We start from the raw sequence: 21,418 nt of genomic DNA, 5'->3' as shown, positions 1-21,418 counted from the left end.
CCCCCCCCCTCCCCCCCCCCCCCCCCCCCCCCCCCCCCCCCCCCCCCCCCCCCCCCCCCCCCCCCCCCCCCCCCCCCCCCCCCCCCCCCCCCCCCGCCGTTGTGCTGCCGTGAGGCCCGGGCCCGGGCCCGTCTCCGCGTCGCCCGGCCTCCGCCCGGCCGTTCGGCTCAGTCGCCACGGCCGCCCCGCGCATTTCCCCTGCCGTACGCGTCAACTCCCCGCCGTACGCGCCGCATCGGGCAGCGGACGTCGATGCTTGCCACGCCTGGCCCCTGCTTCCGCCCGGTTTCGCTCCTTCGGGTGAGTCCCGCACGGGAACTCTCCTCGGCGGCCGCCGCGCGGCCCGGTCGGCAGAACCCTTGGTACCGGCGGGAGGAACGGTTTCCGCGGCGTCGCGGGACCGCTGCCGGGACGTCAACCTGACGCCGCAAAGGCTTGGCCCCGAGCCCTACGCTCCGTCCACATCGCCCCACCGGGTGGTGCTGCCGCCGAGGGCTTGGCAGCCGCCCCGGCCGACGCCGAAGCTCGGCAGTGAACCCGCCGCGGGCAACCGGCCGGCGGCACACCCATCGCCGTATTCACGGGGGAGATTCCTGATGCGTATGTACCGCAGCACCGCGCTCGTCACCGGCCTCGCCGCGCTGACCGCCACCCTCACCGCACCCACCGTCCTCGCCGCTCCCACAGCCCATGCGGCGTCCGGCGGCAACAGCGCCACCTCCGGCGACTGCGCCAAGGGGCAGCTCTGCGTCTGGCCGGAGGCGAAGTTCGGCGGCAAGCGGCAGACCTTCGAGCTGGCCGACACCGACATCGACAGCTGCATCGCACTGCCCAAGGGCACCACGGCCGCCTCGCTGGCCAACCGCACCGGCCGTCCGGTCACCACGTACCAGAGCGCCGCATGTGCCGAGACCGGCGAGTTCGACACCTACCCGGGCGGCGGCAGCTGGCTGCCCAGCTCGCCGTACCGCTTCCGCGCGGTGAAGATCTGGGAGAGCTGACCGGCGATGATCCGCACCCCGGACACGGCCGTGCCCGGAAACGCGCCGCGCCCCCGACCGGCGGACCGGTCGGGGGCGCGGCAGGGGCCGTGCGCCGGCTCAGGCGTCGCCGCCCGCCTCCCCGGCGTCGGCGGCCGTGACGTCCAGCAGCTCGTAACGGTCGATGGCCTGCTTCAGCAGCGAGCGGTCGACCTTGCCCTCCTTCGCCAGCTCGGTCAGCACACCGAGCACGATCGACTGCGCGTCGATGTGGAAGAAGCGACGGGCGGCACCGCGGGTGTCCGCGAAGCCGAAGCCGTCGGCGCCCAGCGACTGGTACGCACCCGGCACCCAGCGCGCGATCTGGTCCGGCACCGAACGCATCCAGTCCGACACCGCGACCTTCGGGCCGGGCGCGTCCGCCAGCTTGCGGGTGACGTACGGGACCTGCTGCTCCTCCTCGGGGTGGAGCAGGTTGTGGCGCTCGACCTCGACGGCCTCGCGGCGCAGCTCGTTCCAGGAGGTCGCCGACCAGACGTCCGCCTTGACGTTCCACTCGTCCGCCAGAATCCGCTGGGCCTCCTCGGCCCACGGCACCGCGACACCCGAGGCGAGGATCTGGGCCGCGTGCTCGCCCTTCTCCCCGGCCTTGATCCGGTGCAGACCCTTGAGGATGCCCTCGACGTCCACGTCGGACGGCTCGGCCGGGTGCTGGATCGGCTCGTTGTAGACGGTCAGGTAGTAGAAGACGTCCTCGGAGTTCTCGCCGTACATCCGGCGCAGACCGTCCTTGACGATGTGCGCGATCTCGTACCCGTACGCCGGGTCGTAGGCGACACACGCCGGGTTGGTCGAGGCCAGCAGCTGGGAGTGGCCGTCGGCGTGCTGGAGGCCCTCGCCGGTCAGCGTCGTACGGCCGGCGGTCGCACCGAGCACGAAACCGCGCGCCAGCTGGTCGGCCATCTGCCAGAACTGGTCGCCGGTCCGCTGGAAGCCGAACATCGAGTAGAAGACGTAGACCGGGATCAGCGGCTCGCCGTGGGTGGCGTAGGCGGAGCCCGCGGCGATCAGCGAGGCGGTGCAACCGGCCTCGGTGATGCCGTCGTGCAGCATCTGGCCGGTCGGCGACTCCTTGTACGCCAGCAGCAGCTCGCGGTCGACCGACTCGTAGATCTGGCCCAGCGGGTTGTAGATCTTCGCCGACGGGAAGAACGCGTCCATGCCGAAGGTGCGGTACTCGTCGGGCGCGATCGGCACGAAGCGCTTGCCGATCTCCTTGTCCCGCATGAGGTCCTTCAGGACCCGGACGAACGCCATGGTCGTGGCGATCTTCTGCTGGCCGGAGCCCTTCTTGGCACCGGCGTACGCCTTGTCGTCCGGCAGCGGCAGCGGCTTGGCACGCACGACACGGGTCGGCACATAGCCGCCCAGCGCCTTGCGGCGGTCGTGCATGTACTGGATCTCTTCGGAGTCGCGGCCCGGGTGGTAGTACGGCGGCAGGCCATCCTCCAGGTCCTTGTCCGGGATCGGCAGCCGCAGCCGGTCACGGAAGCCCTTGAGGTCCTCGACCGTGAGCTTCTTCATCTGGTGGGTCGCGTTGCGGCCCTCGAAGTTCGGGCCGAGCGTCCAGCCCTTGACGGTCTGCGCGAGGATCACCGTCGGCTGGCCCTTGTGCGCCTTGGCCGCCGCGTACGCCGCGTAGATCTTCTTGTGGTCGTGACCGCCGCGTCCCAGGTGCAGGATCTGGTCGTCGGTCATGTTCTCGACCATGGCGCGCAGCCGGTGGTCGCCGCCGAAGAAGTGGTCACGGATGTACGCACCGGTCTCGGTGGCGTACGTCTGGAACTGACCGTCGGGCGTGGTGTTGAGCTTGTTGACCAGGATGCCGTCGCGGTCCTGCGCCAGCAGCGGGTCCCAGCTGCGGTCCCAGACCAGCTTGATGACGTTCCAGCCGGCGCCCCGGAACTGCGACTCCAGCTCCTGCATGATCTTGCCGTTGCCGCGGACCGGGCCGTCCAGGCGCTGCAGGTTGCAGTTGACCACGAAGGTGAGGTTGTCCAGCCCCTCGCGCGCGGCGATGGAGAGCTGTCCCAGCGACTCCGGCTCGTCCATCTCGCCGTCGCCCAAGAAGGCCCAGACGTGGCTGTCGGAGGTGTCGGCGATGCCGCGCGCCTCCATGTAGCGGTTCATCCGCGCCTGGTAGATCGCGCCGAGCGGGCCCAGGCCCATCGAGACGGTCGGGAACTCCCAGAAGTCCGGCATCAGCCGCGGGTGCGGGTAGCTGGACAGACCGTTGGGGGCCTTGGACTTCTCCTGGCGGAACGCGTCCAGCTGGGCGTGGGAGAGCCGGTCGAGCAGATACGCGCGGGCGTACACGCCGGGGGAGGCGTGGCCCTGGAAGAAGATCTGGTCGCCGCCCTTGCCGTCGTCCTTGCCCCGGAAGAAGTGGTTGAAGCCCACGTCGTACAGGGAGGCGGAGGAGGCGAACGTGGCGATGTGACCACCGACACCGATACCGGGACGCTGCGCCCGGGAGACCATGACGGCCGCGTTCCACCGGGTCGCGTTCAGGACCTTGCGCTCGATCTCCTCGTTACCGGGGAAGAACGGCTCGTCCTTGGTCGCGATGGTGTTGACGTAATCCGTGCTGCGCATCTCGGGCACGGCCACGCGCTTCTCGCGGGCCCGCTCGATCAGTCGAAGCATGAGGTAGCGAGCTCGTTCCCGGCCTCGCTCATCGACGGCTGCGTCGAGCGAGTCGAGCCATTCCTGGGTCTCTTCGGGATCGAAGTCCGGGACCTGGCTGGGAAGGCCGCCAATGATGATCGGGTTTCGATCGGATCCGGAAGCCACGCTGTTCCTTCGGTTTCGGGTCATGTCGTGCTCTGCACGCGATAGCTGCTGCGCACGCGGTCGGATGGTGTCTCTCTGTGGTGTCTGTCGGTGGTCGCGCCGCCTTCCATCGTGTACCGCGCCATCGGGATACGTCATCTCTACCGAGAGGTAACCCCAGGCGGGGAGCCGACGGCGGCGCGGGCCGTGGTGACAGGTCGGCCAAATCGCAACCATACGCCCATGTCGACAGAGGGTGACGTGCTGAGGTACGGAACCCGCATGGGTGTCCGAGGGGCGGGTAGAACGTCTAGGTGGGATCGTCGTGACTGTCCACACCGCAAACCCGGCAGATCGCCGTGAGGTGCATCACTTCGTCCTGCCCGGATGGGGTCGCAGTTGCGGCGAGACGCCGCCAATCGTCACCGTTTAGGCGGTCTCCGCGGCCGGGTACTTGCGCGATCCGTTCCGCCCGTGTGGACTACGCCCAATGCTCCGCGCACGCGCGGAGCGTTCCAGAGCATTTCCGAAACACGACAGGAGGCAATCCGTGAGCGCGACCGCGGACCACGCGGAGGAGCGGACCAACCCTGCCGCCAGGCTGGGGTTCGAGCCCGGACAGGTGGTCCAGGAGATCGGCTACGACGACGACGTCGACCACGATCTCCGCGAAGGTATTGAGGCCGTTATCGGCCAGGACCTCGTCGACGAGGACTACGACGACGTGGCGGATGCCGTCGTCCTGTGGTTCCGGGACGACGACGGCGACCTCACGGACGCGCTGGTGGATGCCATCGGCCTGATCGACGAGGGAGGCGTCGTGTGGCTGCTGACGCCCAAGACCGGGCGCGATGGCTACATCGAGCCGAGCGACATCAATGAGGCCGCGCAGACCGCGGGTCTGTCCCAGACCAAGAGCATCAGCGCGGGCAAGGACTGGTCGGGCAGCCGACTGGTCTCGCCGAAGGCCGGCAAGCGCTGAGCCACCCTTTCCTCAGCCGCACCCCGAGCCCCCTCCGGATCCGTCCGCAGGGGGCTCGGGGCCGTCCGGGGACGGTCTCCGGCGCGCACGGGCGGGCGCGTAGGGTTGGGCCGATACCTGTTGAACGTGAGCGAAGGGATGCACCCCATGGCGATCGAGGTCGGCACGAAGGCTCCGGATTTCGAGCTGAAGAACCAGCACGGCGAGCTGGTCACGCTCTCCCAGTTCCGTGGTGAGAAGGCCGTCGTCCTCCTCTTCTACCCCTTCGCCTTCACCGGCGTCTGCACCGGCGAGCTGTGCGCGCTCCGCGACGAGCTGCCCAAGTTCGTCAACGACGACGTCCAGCTGCTGGCGGTCTCCAACGACTCCCCGTTCTCGCTGCGCGTCTTCGCCGAGCAGGAGGGCCTGGAGTACCCGCTGCTGTCGGACTTCTGGCCGCACGGTGAGGCGTCGCGCGCCTACGGCGTCTTCGACGAGGAGAAGGGCTGCGCGGTGCGCGGCACCTTCGTCATCGACAAGGAGGGCGTGGTGCGCTGGTCGGTCGTCAACGGTCTGCCCGACGCCCGCGACCTGAACGAGTACGTCAAGGCGCTCGACGCGCTCTGAGCGACGCCGTGGGTGGCACCGGTTCCCGCCGCAGCCGACATTCGCCGGTGATATCTGCGATCGGCGGGAACCGGTCACTAGGATCGATTCGTTGATCCGATGCCATGCACGATGGGGGCGCAAAAAATCTTGACGTACCCCTCGAACCTATGGGAGGACTCGTGGGAGTCAGCCTCAGCAAGGGCGGCAACGTCTCGCTGACGAAGGAAGCCCCCAATCTCACCGCCGTACTCGTCGGCCTGGGCTGGGACGCGCGTACCACCACCGGTACGGACTTCGACCTGGACGCCAGCGCTCTGCTGACGAACGACCAGGGCAAGGTGGGCAGCGACCAGAACTTCGTGTTCTTCAACAACCTGAAGAGCCCCGACGGTTCCGTCGAGCACACCGGCGACAACACCACCGGTGAGGGCGAGGGCGACGACGAGGCCATCAAGGTCAACCTCGCCGGTGTCCCCGCCGATGTCGCGAAGATCGTATTCCCGGTGTCGATCTACGACGCCGAGACCCGTCAGCAGAGCTTCGGCCAGGTCCGCAACGCGTACATCCGCGTCGTCAACCAGGCCGACGGCACCGAGCTGGCGCGCTACGACCTCAGCGAGGACGCCTCGACCGAGACCGCCATGGTCTTCGGTGAGCTGTATCGCAACGGCGCGGAGTGGAAGTTCCGCGCCATCGGCCAGGGGTACGCCTCCGGGCTGCGCGGCATCGCGCAGGACTTCGGCGTCAACGTCTGACCGCTCGCGGACCCGCGCCCCGGGGCGTGCGGTCCGCGACACCGCTCGACCACGTGCGGCGCCGTACGCCCCGCAAGGGGGTGCGGCGCCGCACGCGCGCAACAGGGGCGGCGGCCCAGGGCGCGCCGCGGCCCGTCACGACACCGGGGAGGATCCGAACACCATGAGCGTCACACTCGCCAAGGGAGGCAATGTCTCCCTGTCCAAGGCCGCGCCGGACCTCACGCAGATCATGGTCGGCTTGGGCTGGGACGCACGGTCCACCACAGGCGCCCCCTTCGACCTGGACGCCAGCGCGCTGCTGTGTGCCGGGGGCCGGGTGCTGGGCGACGAGTACTTCGTCTTCTACAACAACCTCAAGAGCCCCGAGGGCTCCGTCGAGCACACCGGCGACAACCTCACCGGTGAGGGCGAGGGCGACGACGAGTCGATCCTGGTCGACCTCACCGGCGTGCCCGACGGGGTCGACAAGATCGTCTTTCCGGTGTCGATCCATGAGGCGGATCTGCGCGGCCAGAGCTTCGGCCAGGTGAGCAACGCATTCATCCGCATCGTGAATCAGTCGGACGGCAGCGAACTCGCGCGCTACGACCTGAGCGAGGACGCCTCCGCCGAAACGGCGATGATCTTCGGTGAGGTCTACCGTTACCACGGTGAATGGAAGTTCCGCGCGGTGGGACAGGGGTACGCGTCGGGTCTGCGGGGCATCGCTCTAGACTTCGGGGTCAACGTTTCGTAAAGGCGCCACGCCGTATACGCGGGGGCCCGCAGAGCTAGGGAAATGGGTAGGCAGTGCTCCTGAAAACCTTTGGTTGGTCGTTCGCCGTCACGGTGGTCGGCCTCGCCGTGGCCGGCGTGCTCTGGGGGTGGCAGGGCCTCGCGATCGTCGGGATCCTGTCCATCCTGGAGATCTCGCTCTCGTTCGACAACGCGGTCATCAACGCGGGCATCCTGCGCAAGATGAACGCTTTCTGGCAGAAGATCTTCCTGACCTTCGGCATCTTGATCGCGGTCTTCGGTATGCGGCTGGTGTTCCCGGTCGTCATCGTGGCGATCACCGCGAAACTCGGGCCGGTCGAGGCGGTCAATCTCGCCATCAACGACAAGGCCCATTACCAGGAGCTGGTCACCGCCGCCCACCCGGCCATCGCGGCCTTCGGTGGCGTCTTCCTGCTGATGATCTTCCTCGACTTCCTTTTCGAGGAGCGGGACCACAAGTGGCTCGCCTGGATCGAGCGGCCGATGGCCCGCCTCGGCAAGCTCGAAACCCTCTCCGTGATCGTCGCGCTGGTCGTGCTGCTGGTGGCCGCGATGACGGTCGCCACCGATGTCGCGCACGGCGGCGGTGACAAGACCGCCACGGTCCTGCTCGCCGGTGTCGCCGGTCTGATCACCTACCTCGTCGTCGGCGGTATCTCCGGGTACTTCGAGGACAAGCTGGAGGACGACGAGGAGGACGAGGGCGAGGGCGCGGCGCCTGCGAAGAAGGGCAACGGCGCCGTCATGGGCCTGGCCGGCAAGGCCGCGTTCTTCATGTTCCTCTATCTGGAGGTCATCGACGCGTCGTTCTCCTTCGACGGCGTCATCGGCGCGTTCGCCATCACCAACGACATCTTCGAGATGGCGCTGGGTCTGGGCATCGGCGCGATGTACATCAGGTCGCTGACCGTCTTCCTGGTCCGCAAGGGCACCCTCGACGACTACGTCTACCTGGAGCACGGCGCGCACTACGCGATCGGCGCGCTCGCCGTCATCCTCATCGCCACCATCAAGTACGAGATCCCCGAGGTCGTCACCGGTCTCATCGGCATCGTGCTGATCGGGCTGTCCTTCTGGTCCTCGGTGGTGAAGAACCGCCGCGAGACCGGCCCCGGCGACGGCGCCGAGCCGAAGGCCGAAGTATCCTCCGGCGTGTGACGCCGGCCTGATTGAGGAACGCTCTCAGCGGGGCGGCCACGGGGTGCGGACCTCGGGCCGCCCCGTTGTCATCGGTCCGAGCAGTGGGGTGGGCAAGTGTCGTTCCTCGGGAACTTCTGGCGCGGCGGCGCGCAGGCGTTCGACAACGGCGGTGGTTCGTACGTCGTCGAGCTGACGAAGCGGAAACCGGTGGTCTCGCTCAGCAAACAGGGCGCGGACCACGGCCATATGCGGGTCAATCTGAGCTGGCAGATGCGGACCACGGATCTGGGGGAGCGGAACAGCCGGAGCCTGCGTACCCTGCTGCGGCACCCGGGCCGGATCTTCACACCCGACATGGTGCAGTCGCAGGGCCCGGCGGTCGTCCAGATCGACCTCGACCTGGCCTGTATGTACGAGCTGAAGGACGGCACCAAGGGCGTGGTGCAGCCGCTCGGCGACTTCCTCGGCGAGCTGAATTCCCCGCCGTATGTGCAGCTCAGCGGCGACGACCGGTTCGGTTCGGGGTCCGGCGAGACGCTGTACATCAACTTGGACCAGAGCGACGAGATCAAGCGGCTGCTGATCTTCGTCTACATCTACGACGGCACGCCCGCCTTCGACCGTACGCACGCAGTGGTCACGCTCTTCCCGACCACCGGGCCACGGGTGGAGATCCCGCTCAACGAGCGGGCGCCGCAGGCCCGGTCCTGCGCGATCTTCACGTTGGAGAACGTCAAGGGCGAGCTGATGGTGCGCCGCGAGGTGAAGTACGTCTACGGCTTCCAGGCGGAGCTGGACCGGCTCTACGGCTGGGGGCTCCAGTGGGGCAGGGGCTACAAGTCGAAGGCGTGAGACCGGCCCCGGCCGCCCGCCGTCCGCCGCGCCCCGGGGCGTGCCTCCGTCGTGGGGTCCGCCCCGGGGCGCGGCGCTCTCAGCGCCGCTGGAACTGCGGCCCCTGGGGCGGCAGGACGAATGTCGGCTCCGGCGCGGCCGGTTGCTGCGGGTAGCCGTAGGCCGGGGGCTGCTGGGGATAGCCGTACGCGGGCTGCGGCTGGTACGGCTGCGGGCCGGGCTGCTGCACGGGCGGCGGGCCCGGGTAGCCGTAGGCGGGCCGGCCCGGGGGCTGGGTGGGCGGCGGGGGGACGTGCTGCGGATAGCCGTAGCCGCCGGTCGCCGGGGAGCTCTGCGGCGGGGCGAGCGGGAAGGAGTCGGGGAGTGGTCCCGGCTCCGGGACGTGCTGGGTCGCGGCGTCCGGGTCGGACACCGGGGGAACGCCGCCCGGCGCGGCGACCGGCGGGGCGGCGGCCTCCTCGGGCCAGGCGGACGGCGGCGGGGACGCCGGGGCGTCGGCGGCGTCCACCGCCGGGGGGCCGTCCGGGCGCGGGGGAGCGGCGGGCTGCGGGGCCGGTGCGGCGGACGGCTCGGGGGTGCGGCTCCCGGCGTCCTCCTCGACCGAGATGCCGAACTCCGTGGCCAGACCGAGCAGTCCGCTGTCGTACCCCTGGCCCAGGGCGCGGAACTTCCAGCCGCCGGCGCGGCGGTACAGCTCGCCGCAGATCAGGGCGGTCTCGTCGCCGGTGTCGGGGGCGATGTCGAAGAGCAGCAGCGGTTCGCCGTCGCCGCCCGCCGCGTCGTAGAGCAGGACCCGCAGGTCCGGTACGTGGCCGAAGGTGCCGCCGTCGGCGGAGGCGGTGAGGACGAGGCGGTCGACGGAGGCGTCGAGCGTGGTGAGGTCCGCCTCCAGGCTGTCGGTCAGGCTCTCGCCGACCGGGGTCTTGGCCAGGTGACGGACGCCGCAGCCGGGGTGCTGCGGCTGGTTGTAGAAGACGAAGTCCGCGTCGGAGCGCACGCGTCCGTCGGGGCCGACCAGCAGTGCCGAGGCGTCGACGTCCGGGACGCCCGCGCCGGGTGTCCACCGCAGGACGGCGCGTACGGCCGTGGTGTCCACGGGTACGTTCGACCCTTTCAGCATGGCGTGCGTCATAGCGCAATCCTGCCCTCCGCATGGCCGGGCGGACAACGCGGGGCCCTGACCGGCGGGTGCGCGGGGCGCCCCGTACCGGGGCGATTTCCCGCCCGAGGGAACTTTCCGTCACCCCTCACACGTACGATTATCGGCTGGATCCAGAGGTCATGACGCAGCGGGTATGCCCGGTTCGCGCCTGTATACGGGGAGTTGTATGCGGCATTTTGGGCATCTTGGGCCCGACATCCGGAAGAAGTTGTTCCATCGGGAGCCGGTGGAGTTCACCGCAGCCTCGCCCGCCCGCACCCTCGCGACCGCGCTCGGCGCCACCCTCTACAGCCCCGCCACCCGGCCCCGGCTCGCCGACGACATCCGTAAACAGGTCGGACGCGGCGTCGTCTCGATGGTCCTCTGCCTGGAGGACTCCATCAGCGACGCCGAGGTGGTGGCCGGAGAGGCCAACCTCGTCCGGCAGTTCGCCCTGCTCGACGAGGCGGCCGAGGAGGGCGCCGACCTCCCCCTCCTCTTCATCCGCGTCCGCACCCCCGAGCAGATCACCGACCTCGCATGGCGGATGGGGCCCGCGGTGCGCCGCCTTACCGGCTTCGTGCTGCCGAAGTTCACCGCCGAGCGCGGCGCCGCGTTCCTGGCGGCGCTGGGCGCCGCCGAAGACGCCTGCGGACAGCGGCTCTTCGCCATGCCGGTCCTGGAATCCCCCGAGCTGCTCCACCTGGAGAGCCGCCGCACCACGCTCGCCGGGATCGCCACGGCCGTCGACGCCCACCGCGACCGCGTCCTCGCCCTGCGCCTGGGCGTCACCGACTTCTGCTCCGCGTACGGACTGCGCCGCGCGCCGGACATGACCGCCTACGACGTCCAGATCGTCGCCTCCGTCATCGCCGACGTGGTCAATGTGCTGGGCCGGGCCGACGGCAGCGGCTTCACCGTGACCGGGCCGGTGTGGGAGTACTTCCGGCTGCACGAGCGGATGTTCAAACCGCAGCTGCGCCGCAGCCCGTTCCAGGGCCGTGCCGAGGAGCTGCGGACCGCGCTGATCGAGCACGACATGGACGGACTGCTGCGCGAGATCGAACTCGACCGCGCCAACGGCCTGCTGGGCAAGACCTGCATCCACCCCTCGCACGTCGCACCGGTGCACGCCCTCTCGGTCGTCAGCCACGAGGAGTTCAGCGACGCCGCCGACATCCTGCGGCCCGAACGCGGCGACGGCGGCGTCCTGCGCTCCGCGTACACCAACAAGATGAACGAGGTGAAGCCGCACCGCGCCTGGGCGGAGCGCACCCTGCTGCGCGCCGACGCGTTCGGGGTGGCCCGCGAGGGCGTCGGCTTCGTGGAACTGCTCACCGCGAGCGTGCCGCAGGACTGACCGCGGCGGACGGAACGGACGACGGGCGGCGCGACCGCCCCCGCGGGCCCGGCACGGCGCCCGTACCCACAGAGATGTCGACGGAGGAGAAGAAGCACGTGGTGTGGACGGGAGAGTGGGTCGCTCGGCGGCTCGGGGTCTCGCTCAGTGGCGGGGACCAGCTGCCCGGGCTGTTGGGGCTGGCGCTGCGGCGCAACCCCAAACGGGCCCATCTGCTCGTCTCGCATGTGCTCGGCAAGCATGTGCCGCAGCGGCCCGGGGTGGTGCACGGCGTCGGCGTGGGGCTCGGCCGCCGGGTCCGCGCGCTGCTCGGTGACGACGCGGCGTCCCGCGCGGTGGTCCTCGGATACGCCGAGACGGCCACCGGACTCGGCCACTCCGTCGCCGACGGGCTGGGCCTCGCGCCGTATCTGCACTCCACCCGCCGCCCGGTGGCGGGCGTCGCCCCGGCCGGCGGCTTCGAGGAGGAGCACTCCCACGCCACCTCCCATCTGCTGCTGCCCGAGGACCCGGCGCTGCTCGCGGGCGACGGCCCGCTGGTCCTCGTCGACGACGAGTTCTCCACCGGCCGCACGGTCTTGAACACCATCAAGGCGCTGCACGCCCGCTTCCCCCGGCAGCGGTACGTCGTCGTCGCCCTCGTCGACATGCGCTCCGAGGGCGACCGCCGCCACCTGGAGAAGTTCGCCGCCGATCTGGGCGCCCGCGTCGACCTCCTCGCGCTCGCCGCCGGCGGCGTACGGCTGCCCGCCGACGTCCTGCGGCGCGGTCAGGAGCTGGTCGCCGCGCACGACGTCCCGGAGCAGGCGCCGCCCGCCGCGGCGCGGAACGCCGCCGTCCGGGTCGAGCTGGGCTGGCCCGACGGCCTGCCGGACGGCGGCCGCCACGGCTTCACCCCCGCCCACCGCACCCGGCTGGACGCGGCGCTGCCCGCCATGGCCGACCGGCTCCACGACCACCTCGTAGGCGCCCGCCGCGTCCTCGTCCTCGGCAACGAGGAGCTGATGTACGCCCCGCTGCGGCTGGCCCACGCCCTCGACGCACGGCTCGGCGCCCCCGACGGCTTCGGCGCGCTGGACGCCGAACGCGCCGCCGAGACCTGGGCCGCGGGCGGTACCGGCGAGGACGACGGCCCCGCGGTGTTCTTCTCCACCACCACCCGCTCCCCGGTCCTCGCCGTCGACGACCCCGGATACGCCCTCCGCACCCGCCTCACCTTCCCCGCCCACGACGCCCCGGCCGACGGCCCCGGCCCGCGCCACGCCTACAACGTCGCGCCCGGCGCCGACCCGGCCCGCCGCTTCGACGCGATCGTCGCCGTCGTCGACTCACCCGGCGACACCCCCCAACTCCACGCCCCCGGCGGCCTGCTGGACCGCCTCGCCGCCCACACCGACCGGCTGCTCCTCGCCGTCGTCCCCGCCCACACCCCGCGGCCCGCCGCGGACCCCGCACCGCACCGACAGGCCCCGCCCATGCCCCTGCCCGAGCCGCTGCGCGGCCCCGCGTTCTCCTCGTACGCCCCCGAGGAGGTCGGCTGGCTGCTCCAGGACCTGTCCGCGGTGACGCTGGAGGCGCCGACCGAGGAGCGCGAGGAGGCCATCCAGCGCGGTGGCGCGCACTACGCGGAGTCGCTGCCCGTCGAGTACCAGCCCTCCCAGCGGTACCAGGAGCTGTTCCACGCCGCGCTGGAGACCTCCGCCGCCCGGATCGCCCGCGCCGTCGGCGCCGTCACCGAGACCGTCCTCGCCGAACTCCCGCGCCGCCGCGGACGGCTCACGGGCCCGCCGCCCCGCCCGGTGCTGGTCTCGCTGGCCCGCGCCGGGACGCCCGTCGGCGTGCTGATGCGCCGCTGGGCGCAGCACGCCCACGGCCTGGACCTGCCGCACTACGCCGTCTCCATCGTCCGCGGCCGCGGCATCGACACCACCGCACTGCGCTGGCTCGCCGCCCACCACGACCCGGCCGACGTCGTCTTCGTCGACGGCTGGACGGGCAAGGGCGCCATCACCCGTGAACTCACCGCCGCCCTCGCGGAGTTTCCCGGCTTCGACCCGCGCATCGCGGTCCTCGCCGACCCGGGCGGCTGCGTCGACACCTACGGCACCCGCGACGACTTCCTCATCCCGTCCGCCTGCCTCAACTCCACCGTCTCCGGCCTGATATCCCGCACCGTCCTCCGCGACGACCTGGTGGGCCCGGACGACTTCCACGGCGCGAAGTTCTACCGCGAACTGGCCGGCGCCGACCTCTCCGGCACCTTCCTCGACGCGGTCATCGCCCGCTTCGCCGAGGTCACGGACGGCGCCGCCGCCGACGCCGCCCGCCTGGCCGCCGAGGACCGCAGCCCCACCTGGGCGGGGTGGGCCGCCGTCGAGCGGATCAGCGAGGAGTACGGCATCGACGACATCAACCTCGTCAAGCCCGGTGTGGGGGAGACCACCCGGGTGCTGCTGCGCCGGGTCCCCTGGAAGATCCTCGCCCGCCGCGGCGCCGGACCCGACCTCGACCACGTCCGCCTGCTCGCCGAGGAGCGTGGCGTCCCCGTCGAGGAGGTCGGCGAACTCCCCTACGCCTGCGTCGGGTTGATCCACCCGCGCTACACCCGCGGCGCGACCGGCGCCGACGGACGGGCGGTGGCCTGATGACGCACACCCTCGTCGCCAGCGACCTCGACCGCACCCTGATCTACTCGGCGGCGGCCATGGACCTCACCATGCCGGACGCCGAGGCGCCCCGCCTGCTCTGCGTGGAGGTCTACGAGCGGCGGCCGCTCTCCTTCCTGACGGAGACCGCGGCGGCGCTCCTCGCCGACCTGGCCGCCCGGGCCCTCTTCGTCCCGGCCACCACCCGCACCCGCGAGCAGTACCTGCGCATCCACCTGCCCGGCCCGCCGCCGCGGTTCGCGGTCTGCGCCAACGGCGGCCATCTGCTGGTGGACGGGGTCCTGGACCGCGACTGGCAGCGCACCGTCGCCGCCCGCCTCGCCGAGGGCTGCGCACCGCTCGACGAGGTCCACGCCCATCTGCTCCGCGCCGCCGACCCCGCCTGGCTGCTCCGGGCGCGCACCGCCGAGGACCTCTTCAGCTATCTCGTCGTGGAGCGGGCGCTGCTGCCCGACGGCTGGATCGAGACGCTGGCCGCCTGGGCGGACGCCCGCGGCTGGTCCGTCTCGCTCCAGGGCCGCAAGGTCTACGCGGTGCCGAAGCCGCTGACCAAGAGCGCGGCGGTCGCGGAGGTCCGCCGCCGCACCGGCGCCACCGAGGTCCTCGCCGCCGGCGACTCCCTCCTCGACGCCGACCTCCTCCTCGCCGCGGACCGCGCCTGGCGCCCCGGCCACGGCGAACTGGCCGCCACCGACTGGCACGCCCCGCAGGTCACCGCCCTGACCGAACGCGGCGCCGCCGCGGGCGAACGCATCCTCCGCGCCTTCCACGAGGCGGTACGGGAGGGGGACGGCGCCCTGGGCACGCCGGTGTGACGGTGCGGCCCGGCGCCGCCGGGCGGTTCGGGGCCGGTGGCATCGGAGCAGGTCAGCGGCAGATACGGTAGGAGGTGAAGACCTCCGGGCGTGGTGTGTTCCTGGACAGCTCCATCACACCGGGGGTCTTCTTCCGTACCCGCGTCCGGGGCGCCGTGGCGCGGCGGGGCTCAGCCGCAGCAGCCGCCCCCGCAGCAGCCGCCGCCCCCACCGCCGGAGGGCGCGGGCGCCGGGGCGGAACCGGCGACGGCGACGGTCGAGAGCAGCTTGACGGTGTCCTCGTGCCCGGCCGGACAGACGGCGGGCGCGGCGGACTCGGCCATCGGCCGGCTCAGCTCGAAGGTGGAATCACAGGGACGGCACCGGTACTCGTAACGAGGCATGGCGACAGATTACGGGCTCGTCGTCGGCGGTCGGCCGCGGCTCCGCCCGGCACGGGACGCCGCCGGGCGGACACCCGGCGGCGGCACTTCCGATCCGGTGACCGGCCCGGCGATCAGGCCCCGGCCCGGCCGGTGTCCGGCTCCTCGCCCCTGCGCAGCTGCTCCACCGCCGCCTGCCGGGCGGCCGCCGGGCCGGGGGCGGGCGTCGGCCGGTGGGCCGCCTCCGGGTGCCGGGCGCGCCAGTACGGGTTGTCGTGCGACAGCCCGCCGCTGACCCGCCCGTACATACCGAAGATCACCAGCAACAGGCCGACCACGAAGCTGAACAGCACGTTCTGGATCTTGAACGCGAGGAAGTTCGCATCGGTCTGCAGCAGCGCCAGGTTCGCGAACCCGCTCAGCAGGAACAGCACGCCCAGCACGATGTTGAGCGTCGAGGCGAAGTTGCCGCCGATGACCATGCCACCGAAGAGCACCACGCCCACGACGATCGACAGCACGCTCAGCGCGCCGTTGGTGTTCAGCCCCGCGACCGTCGCGCCACCGGTGTCGAAGAACCCGATCTTGTCGATCAGCCCGAGAATCCCGAACGCGACCAGGATCAGCCCCATCAGCCCCGCGCCGACCCGGTAGACCTTGCTGAGCCGGTGGTCGACCGGCAGATGCTCGTCGAGTCGGGTGTGCCGCAGCTTGCCTCCGCGGAACAGATTCGAGGGCCCGTGCAGACCGTGCGGTCCGACCTTCGGTGTTCCGGTAGCCCCAGTGCTAGCCATCTCCGACCTCCCTCGCGCAGAACGTGCCGCCCGGGCTGTGTCGCTTACCAGCATCCGCCAGCGCGTTCCGTCACGCCAATGCGCCGCTGCGGGGGACGAGGCGGAGGCGGTGGGGTAGGGGCGGTGGCCCGGTCCGGAGGGTGAGCCGGCCGCCGACGGCCCGGCTCCTCGGGACGGGCAGGCACCGCTCGGGCGGCGTGGCCGGGGCGGGCCCGGCCACACCCGGCCCGCCCGAAGGGCCCCGGACGACCCGGCCGCGCCCGGGGCCGGAAGGCACGCCCCGGGCGGCCGGGGCTCCCGCGGCCGCCCCGCTCAGCCCCCGCCCCGCTCCTCGCGGATCTCGCGGACCACCCGGGCGGCGGTCTCGCGGACCGCCTCCGTCTCGGTCAGGAAGTGCCACCAGTCGGGGTGGCGGCCCTCCAGACCGTCGACCGCGCGGTCCAGCCGGGCGACCGCGTCGTCCAGCGGGCGCGCATGGCGGGGGTCGGGCGTGCTGCGGCCGGTCATCGCCAGCCGCTGGGCGTCGCGGACCGCGAACCGCGTCCGGTCGATCTCCTGCTGCCGGTCGAAGGAGACCGCGTCGAGCCGCTGCAACCGGTCACCGGCCGCCGACACCGCCTCGTTCGTGGTGTCCAGCAGTGCCCGGACCGTCGCCAACCGGCTCGTCGCATCCGCCCACCGCTGCTCGTCCCGCGCCCGCTGGGCCTCGCGCAGCCCCGTCTCGGCCTGCGCCACGGACTCCGCGGCCTGCTCGGGGACGCGCTGGAGGTCCTGCCAGCACGCCGCGCTGTACCGCCGCCGCAACTCGCTCAGCACCGGATCGACCTGCCCGGCACGCGTCGAGATCGCCTGCGCGCGGGTACGCAGCGACACCAGCCGCTTGTCGATCTCCGCCGCCCGCTCCGGCAGCCGCTCGGCCTCCGCCCGCACCGCCTCGGCCTGGCGCAACACCTCGTCGGCGCGGCGGACCGTCTCCTGTACGCCGTGCCGCCCCGCACCCTCGTTGAGCTTGGTCAGCTCCGGTGCGAGCGCCGCCAGCCGGGCCGCCGGCTCGTCGGCCGTCAGCCCCTTGGCGCGGACGGCGTCCAGCGCGTTGCTCGCCGCGAGCAGCGCCTGCCGGGCCCGCTCCACGGCGGGCGCCAGCCGCGCCAGCTGCGTCTCCGCCGCCGCCAGCAGCGGGCCGAGCCCCTGCCCGAAACGGTCCAGATCCGCCTTGGTGCGCTCCAGCTCCTCCCGGGCCCGCGTCAGATCGGCCCGCGCCCGCCCGGCGGCCGCACCGTCCAGATCGTCGCGGTCCAGGTCATGGGCGTCGACGGCGGTGATGTACCCCTGGCTGACCTCATCGATCCGCCGGACGAACCCCTGGTACTCCTCGGCCGCCCGGCGCGCCCGCGGCGAGTTGTCGACCGCGGTGATCGTCTCGATCGAGATCCGCAGATCCCGCTGCGCGGTGTCCAGCTCGTAGAACGCCGCCGCGGCCGCGTCCTTCGCCTCCTGCGCCTCGGCCCGCTGCCCGTCCCCGCGCCCGAACCACCGCCGCGTACCGCCCCCGGCGAACGCCGCCGGAGCCACCGCGACCAGCAACGGCAACGGCAGCAACACCAACGCCACCGTCTCCCGCAACGACCCCCCACGGGCCCGACGGCGCGCCCGCTGCTCGTACGGCTGCGTGTCTGTCGCCGTCACATCCCTCTCCCGATCGGATCGCCCCGGAACCGGCTGCCATTCTCCCACCCGGGAGAAACGAACACACCGACCGGTAAGTTCGCGAGATCCCCACTGGCTTGCAGTTCGGTCCGCACGTCAAGGTAGTCTGTCGCCTCGACCAGGGCGCATAGCTCAGCGGTAGAGCGCTGCTCTTACAAAGCAGATGTCGGCGGTTCGAATCCGTCTGTGCCCACCGGTCCGAAGGCCCCTCGCCGATTTGCGGCGGGGGGTCTTCGGCTTTCAGCGGCGGCACGGCCCAGCATCCGGTCCATATGGGCCACGGCCTCTCGCTTCGGTGCGGTCGGGGACGTCACCGGGGGAGCCGTAGCTCCCGCGACGTCTGGTCGGCATCGGTGTGGAGTCCGTAACAGAGCAGATCAAAGGTGTGGACCGCCGCGGTGGCGACGCTGTCACGGGCTTCGGCGGGTGGCTCGCCGGACACGATGCGTCGTCGCAGTTCACGCAAGGCGGCCCGGTGTGTGCCGGCGATGGCACCTGCGAGGAGTGCAGGCATCGGGTGGCCGGTCGGGGCCGGTCCATCGGCGGTGTGCGGCGGATGTTCGGCCAGGGCGGTCGTCAGCGCGGTCTCGGCGCGTTCACCGATCTCGCGTTCGCGTGCGCGCAGTGCGGCGCTGCCATGGATGACCTGCCAGAACCGGGGAGCGTCGGGGTGGAGTCCGATCGCGGGGTCGTCGCGCCGCAGGGCGGCCAGCAGGTCGTCACGGATGGTCTCCACCGGGCAGGCGCCGGGTGCACGGTTGCGTACCAGCGTGGCGAGATGGCCCTCCGCTTCTGCTTGGCGATCGAAGAAGAGGTCTTCCTTGGTGGGGAAGTAGTTGAACACGGTGTTGGTGGAGACGCCTACGTGGCGTGCCACCTCGGCGACCGTGACCTGGTCGAAGCCGTGCTCCAGGAAGAGGGGCAGGGCCGCGTCGGCAATCGCCGTGCGGGTCTGCTGCTTCTTGATCTCTCGAAGGCCCATGCTGAAATGATAGTGTCACCACAAATTTGAAGTGACACCAAGATTCCTGGGGCGGGGAAACCATGGCTTTGGACTTCGGCATCTATCCCGGTGGCCTCCTGGGGGACGACCAGGGCATCGTCCACCCGGTTCGCCCGGATGCGCCGGACCGCATCACCGAGGCGCTCGATGCACTACAAGGCGACCGGGACACGCTGACGGTGCGCGCCTATCGCTCGTTCGCCGGCACCGTGACGCCGCTGGAACCGCCCACGCCCGCCGATCCCCTGACGTATTGCCAACGGGGCCGCAAGCTGGACCTCGTGCTGCAGTTCCGTGAGCCGTCCGGCGAGCTGGAGGGATGGCTGGAGTTCGTCCGCGAGGCCGTCCGTGCCAGTGGGCCGCACCTGGCGTCCGTCCAGATCTGTGAAGAGCCAAATGCCGATCTGCCTGCGGTCGACGGCAGCATTCCCAACGTCCTGAACGCGCTCGTCGAGGGAGTGGTCGCGGCCAAGCAGGAGGCCCGGGCCCTGGGCCTCAGCCTGGCGGTCGGCTTCAACGCCGTGCCGACATTCAATCCGGCCGACGCCTTCTGGTCCGAGCTCGGCACCCTGGCCGACGATCGCTTCCGGCGGAGCCTGGACTACGTCGGCCTGGACTTCTTCCCGGACGTGTTCCATCCCATCGCCGCCGAGCAGCTGACGGAAGCGGTCACCGCGGTCCTCACCGCGTTCCGGCACACCGATCTGCCGAAGGCCGGCATCCCCGACAGCGTCACGATCCGCATCTGCGAGAACGGCTGGCCCACCGGCCCCGGCCGCAGCGAGCACCGACAGGCCGCGGTACTCGAAACCGTCGTACGAACCGTGGCCGCCCTCGCCACTGACCTGAACATCGACGGATACTCGTTCTTCGCCCTACGAGACGCCGACAGCACCGCCGACGGGCTCTTCCACCACTTCGGCCTTCTGCACGACGACTACACCCCGAAGCCGGCCTTCGAAACGTACCGGCGCCTTGTCGGCGAACTGGGCCGTCCGTCGGTCTTGCGGGACTGATCAGTGGAGATCGCTACAGCTTTGCCTCGTTGATGTGGCCGGGGCTCGTTGGGTGATCTCGGTAGCGAATTTGGTCCAGCCGCCGGCGGAAAAGTTGTGTGCCGGTCGACGGCGACGGCAGTGCTGCGAGCCTGGTTGGGCCGGTTCCGAGCCGGTTGAGGCGCTGTGTCAGCCGTGTGGCGCTGATTGGCTGTCTGGGCTTGCTGCCGGGGAAAGCCATGAAGGCGAAGGCAAGGCCCGGATGGGTGCGTGGCCCTTGCGATGCGCGGCGACCGCGCGGGCCAGCGCGGCGAGCGTACGAGTCGACGGAGGAGGGTCGGGAGGCGCGCACCGATGTTCCCTCCGCCCTGTCATCAGTGGGCAGGCAGCTGGTAGTTGAGGACGTACGCGTCGGCGGCCATCACGGTGTCGCAGACCTCGACCACGCGGCCTTCGGTGTCGTGTGCGGTGCGGGTCAGGTGGATGACCGGGACGCCGGAGGCCAGCCGGAGCGTCTTGACCTCCTGGGGCGTGGGCATCCGGGCGCGGATCTCCTCGTCGAAGTGGTCGAGGCGGTGCCCCAGCTCTTCCAGCCGGGCGTAGATGCCGCCGGGGCCCGGGTTCGGCTGGGCGATCGGGGTGCCGGTGGCCAGGTCGAGCGGGATGTACGAGGTGGCGAACTCGACCGGCCGACCGTCGAGCAGATAGCGACGGCGCCGAGCCAGCACGCGGCGCGCTCCACCCAGGCGCGTGGCGATGTCCTGCGAGGGGCGCTCCTCCTTCACCTCCAGGCTATCCACCTCCGGCCGGCTGCCCGCGGCTTCGGCCTCCACGGTGAACGCGGACTTCCCCTGTTCCCGGTGACGACGAGCGAAACGGTCCGAGGCAAGCCGTCGCACCGGCGGACGCGGCCGGACGAAGACGCCCTTGCCGTGCTCGGAGACCACCAGGCCCTCACCCTGGAGGACGGACAGGGAGTTACGGACGGTCATCCGCGAAACGCCGTAGTGCTCGACCAGCTCCGTCTCGGAGGGGAGCTTGTCGCCCTCCTTGAACCGGCCCTTGTCGATCGCCTCGCGGAGCTGGTCGGCGATCTGCCGGAACACCGCGCGGTCACTGGTGGGGTCCAGCGCGCCGAGCAGGGCAGTACCCTGAGCGGGCATGTTGACTCCTTTAGGTATCTAGACGAGCGGCTGACATCTGTTGCTACGGTGGGAAGCCTAGCCAGCCGAAGGGGATGAAAGTTCCGTGAGCGCCGAGCGTCCGCACTCCGTGAGCGTCGCCGGAGTCATCGTTGACGACCAGAGCCGGGCTCTGCTGATCCAACGCCGCGACAACAGCCAGTGGGAACCGCCTGGTGGCGTACTCGAACCAGGCGAGACGATCCCCGAAGCGCTTCAGCGCGAAGTCCTCGAAGAGACCGGCATCAAGATCGCCCTCCCGGCGACCCTCACCGGCATCTACAAGAACATGACCGGCTTGATCGTCTCCATGGTCTTCCGCTGCGAAGCCCTCGACGGCACCCCCACGACCGGCGAGGAAACCCGCGCCCTGCGCTGGGCAACCCGTGAGGAAGTCACCGAACTCGCCGACGAGGCGTACGCGATCCGCGTCCTGGACGCCCTCGACGCCACATCGCCACCCGCCGTACGAGCACACGACGGCGTCAAACTCGTCTAGCGCTAAC

19 protein-coding genes and 1 tRNA gene are annotated in these 21,418 nt (G+C 71.2%); 13 read left to right on the top strand and 7 right to left on the bottom strand.

Going from position 1 to position 21,418, the window contains the following annotated elements:
* The first annotated feature begins 596 nt into the window (after positions 1-596).
* The gene (locus tag ACZ4U4_RS19985; protein WP_467875871.1) at positions 597-1,001 is read left to right on the top strand and encodes a peptidase inhibitor family I36 protein; all 405 of its coding nucleotides are present in this window, start codon (positions 597-599) and stop codon (positions 999-1,001) included.
* Between the two features lie 99 nt (positions 1,002-1,100).
* On the opposite strand, the gene aceE is transcribed toward ACZ4U4_RS19985, so the two are convergent.
* Positions 1,101-3,833 (bottom strand): pyruvate dehydrogenase (acetyl-transferring), homodimeric type, encoded by a 2,733-nt coding sequence (aceE, locus tag ACZ4U4_RS19980; protein WP_467875869.1) that lies wholly within the window; start codon positions 3,831-3,833, stop codon positions 1,101-1,103.
* Between the two features lie 529 nt (positions 3,834-4,362).
* On the opposite strand from aceE, the gene ACZ4U4_RS19975 reads away from it, so the two are divergent.
* The 6 genes from ACZ4U4_RS19975 to ACZ4U4_RS19950 all read left to right on the top strand — a co-directional run bounded on the left by ACZ4U4_RS19975 (position 4,363) and on the right by ACZ4U4_RS19950 (position 8,888).
* Positions 4,363-4,794, top strand: a complete 432-nt coding sequence (locus ACZ4U4_RS19975; RefSeq protein WP_030286773.1) for a DUF3052 domain-containing protein — start codon at positions 4,363-4,365, stop codon at positions 4,792-4,794.
* 147 nt (positions 4,795-4,941) lie between these two features.
* A complete protein-coding gene (locus ACZ4U4_RS19970; protein ID WP_467875866.1) occupies positions 4,942-5,400 on the top strand; it encodes a peroxiredoxin in 459 nt (152 codons plus the stop codon).
* A gap of 161 nt (positions 5,401-5,561) precedes the next feature.
* Positions 5,562-6,137 (top strand): TerD family protein, encoded by a 576-nt coding sequence (locus tag ACZ4U4_RS19965; protein WP_030286769.1) that lies wholly within the window; start codon positions 5,562-5,564, stop codon positions 6,135-6,137.
* A gap of 163 nt (positions 6,138-6,300) precedes the next feature.
* Entirely contained in the window at positions 6,301-6,876 is a 576-nt protein-coding gene (locus ACZ4U4_RS19960; protein WP_467875863.1) for a TerD family protein, read from the top strand.
* A 53-nt stretch (positions 6,877-6,929) separates the two neighbouring features.
* A complete protein-coding gene (locus ACZ4U4_RS19955) occupies positions 6,930-8,054 on the top strand; it encodes a DUF475 domain-containing protein (RefSeq protein WP_467875861.1) in 1,125 nt (374 codons plus the stop codon).
* A 96-nt stretch (positions 8,055-8,150) separates the two neighbouring features.
* Complete coding sequence (locus ACZ4U4_RS19950; protein WP_467875860.1) at positions 8,151-8,888, top strand: TerD family protein; 738 nt, start codon at positions 8,151-8,153, stop codon at positions 8,886-8,888.
* A gap of 79 nt (positions 8,889-8,967) precedes the next feature.
* Here the strand turns inward: ACZ4U4_RS19950 and ACZ4U4_RS19945 are convergent, their stop codons facing one another.
* Positions 8,968-10,020, bottom strand: coding sequence for a TerD family protein (locus ACZ4U4_RS19945; protein WP_467875857.1), 1,053 nt, complete (start codon positions 10,018-10,020; stop codon positions 8,968-8,970).
* 196 nt (positions 10,021-10,216) lie between these two features.
* Here ACZ4U4_RS19945 and ACZ4U4_RS19940 point away from each other — a divergent pair, with 196 nt between their 5' ends.
* The 3 genes from ACZ4U4_RS19940 (at position 10,217) to ACZ4U4_RS19930 (ending at position 14,870) form a co-directional block, all read left to right on the top strand.
* Positions 10,217-11,389: an HpcH/HpaI aldolase/citrate lyase family protein gene (locus ACZ4U4_RS19940; protein WP_467875855.1), complete on the top strand. Its 1,173-nt coding sequence runs from the start codon at positions 10,217-10,219 to the stop codon at positions 11,387-11,389.
* 74 nt (positions 11,390-11,463) lie between these two features.
* Positions 11,464-14,034, top strand: a complete 2,571-nt coding sequence (locus ACZ4U4_RS19935; RefSeq protein WP_467875852.1) for a phosphoribosyltransferase — start codon at positions 11,464-11,466, stop codon at positions 14,032-14,034.
* The gene (locus ACZ4U4_RS19930; protein ID WP_467875849.1) at positions 14,034-14,870 is read left to right on the top strand and encodes an HAD family hydrolase; all 837 of its coding nucleotides are present in this window, start codon (positions 14,034-14,036) and stop codon (positions 14,868-14,870) included. The genes ACZ4U4_RS19935 and ACZ4U4_RS19930 overlap by 1 nt, the downstream gene beginning before the upstream one ends.
* A gap of 170 nt (positions 14,871-15,040) precedes the next feature.
* Here ACZ4U4_RS19930 and ACZ4U4_RS19925 read toward each other — a convergent pair whose 3' ends face one another.
* From ACZ4U4_RS19925 to ACZ4U4_RS19915, 3 genes are all read right to left on the bottom strand, one after another.
* Entirely contained in the window at positions 15,041-15,253 is a 213-nt protein-coding gene (locus ACZ4U4_RS19925) for an FmdB family zinc ribbon protein (protein WP_467875847.1), read from the bottom strand.
* A gap of 113 nt (positions 15,254-15,366) precedes the next feature.
* Positions 15,367-16,026, bottom strand: a complete 660-nt coding sequence (locus ACZ4U4_RS19920) for a DUF4383 domain-containing protein (RefSeq protein ID WP_467875844.1) — start codon at positions 16,024-16,026, stop codon at positions 15,367-15,369.
* A gap of 312 nt (positions 16,027-16,338) precedes the next feature.
* The gene (locus ACZ4U4_RS19915; protein ID WP_467875842.1) at positions 16,339-17,712 is read right to left on the bottom strand and encodes a hypothetical protein; all 1,374 of its coding nucleotides are present in this window, start codon (positions 17,710-17,712) and stop codon (positions 16,339-16,341) included.
* 142 nt (positions 17,713-17,854) lie between these two features.
* Between ACZ4U4_RS19915 and ACZ4U4_RS19910 the strand changes: the two genes are divergently transcribed.
* Positions 17,855-17,926, top strand: a tRNA-Val gene (locus tag ACZ4U4_RS19910).
* Positions 17,927-18,043: 117 nt separating this feature from the next.
* On the opposite strand, the gene ACZ4U4_RS19905 is transcribed toward ACZ4U4_RS19910, so the two are convergent.
* The gene (locus ACZ4U4_RS19905; protein ID WP_467875839.1) at positions 18,044-18,715 is read right to left on the bottom strand and encodes a TetR/AcrR family transcriptional regulator; all 672 of its coding nucleotides are present in this window, start codon (positions 18,713-18,715) and stop codon (positions 18,044-18,046) included.
* Between the two features lie 62 nt (positions 18,716-18,777).
* Between ACZ4U4_RS19905 and ACZ4U4_RS19900 the strand changes: the two genes are divergently transcribed.
* Positions 18,778-19,752: a hypothetical protein gene (locus tag ACZ4U4_RS19900; RefSeq protein ID WP_467875837.1), complete on the top strand. Its 975-nt coding sequence runs from the start codon at positions 18,778-18,780 to the stop codon at positions 19,750-19,752.
* Between the two features lie 353 nt (positions 19,753-20,105).
* Here the strand turns inward: ACZ4U4_RS19900 and ACZ4U4_RS19895 are convergent, their stop codons facing one another.
* The gene (locus ACZ4U4_RS19895) at positions 20,106-20,894 is read right to left on the bottom strand and encodes a GntR family transcriptional regulator (RefSeq protein WP_467875834.1); all 789 of its coding nucleotides are present in this window, start codon (positions 20,892-20,894) and stop codon (positions 20,106-20,108) included.
* 109 nt (positions 20,895-21,003) lie between these two features.
* Here ACZ4U4_RS19895 and ACZ4U4_RS19890 point away from each other — a divergent pair, with 109 nt between their 5' ends.
* Positions 21,004-21,411, top strand: a complete 408-nt coding sequence (locus ACZ4U4_RS19890; protein ID WP_467875901.1) for an NUDIX hydrolase — start codon at positions 21,004-21,006, stop codon at positions 21,409-21,411.
* Positions 21,412-21,418 lie beyond the last annotated feature (7 nt).

This window comes from Streptomyces sp. NPDC029159, assembly GCF_055564055.1.
Note: the sequence above shows the minus strand (reverse complement) of the source record. Positions and strands in the feature narration are given on the sequence as shown.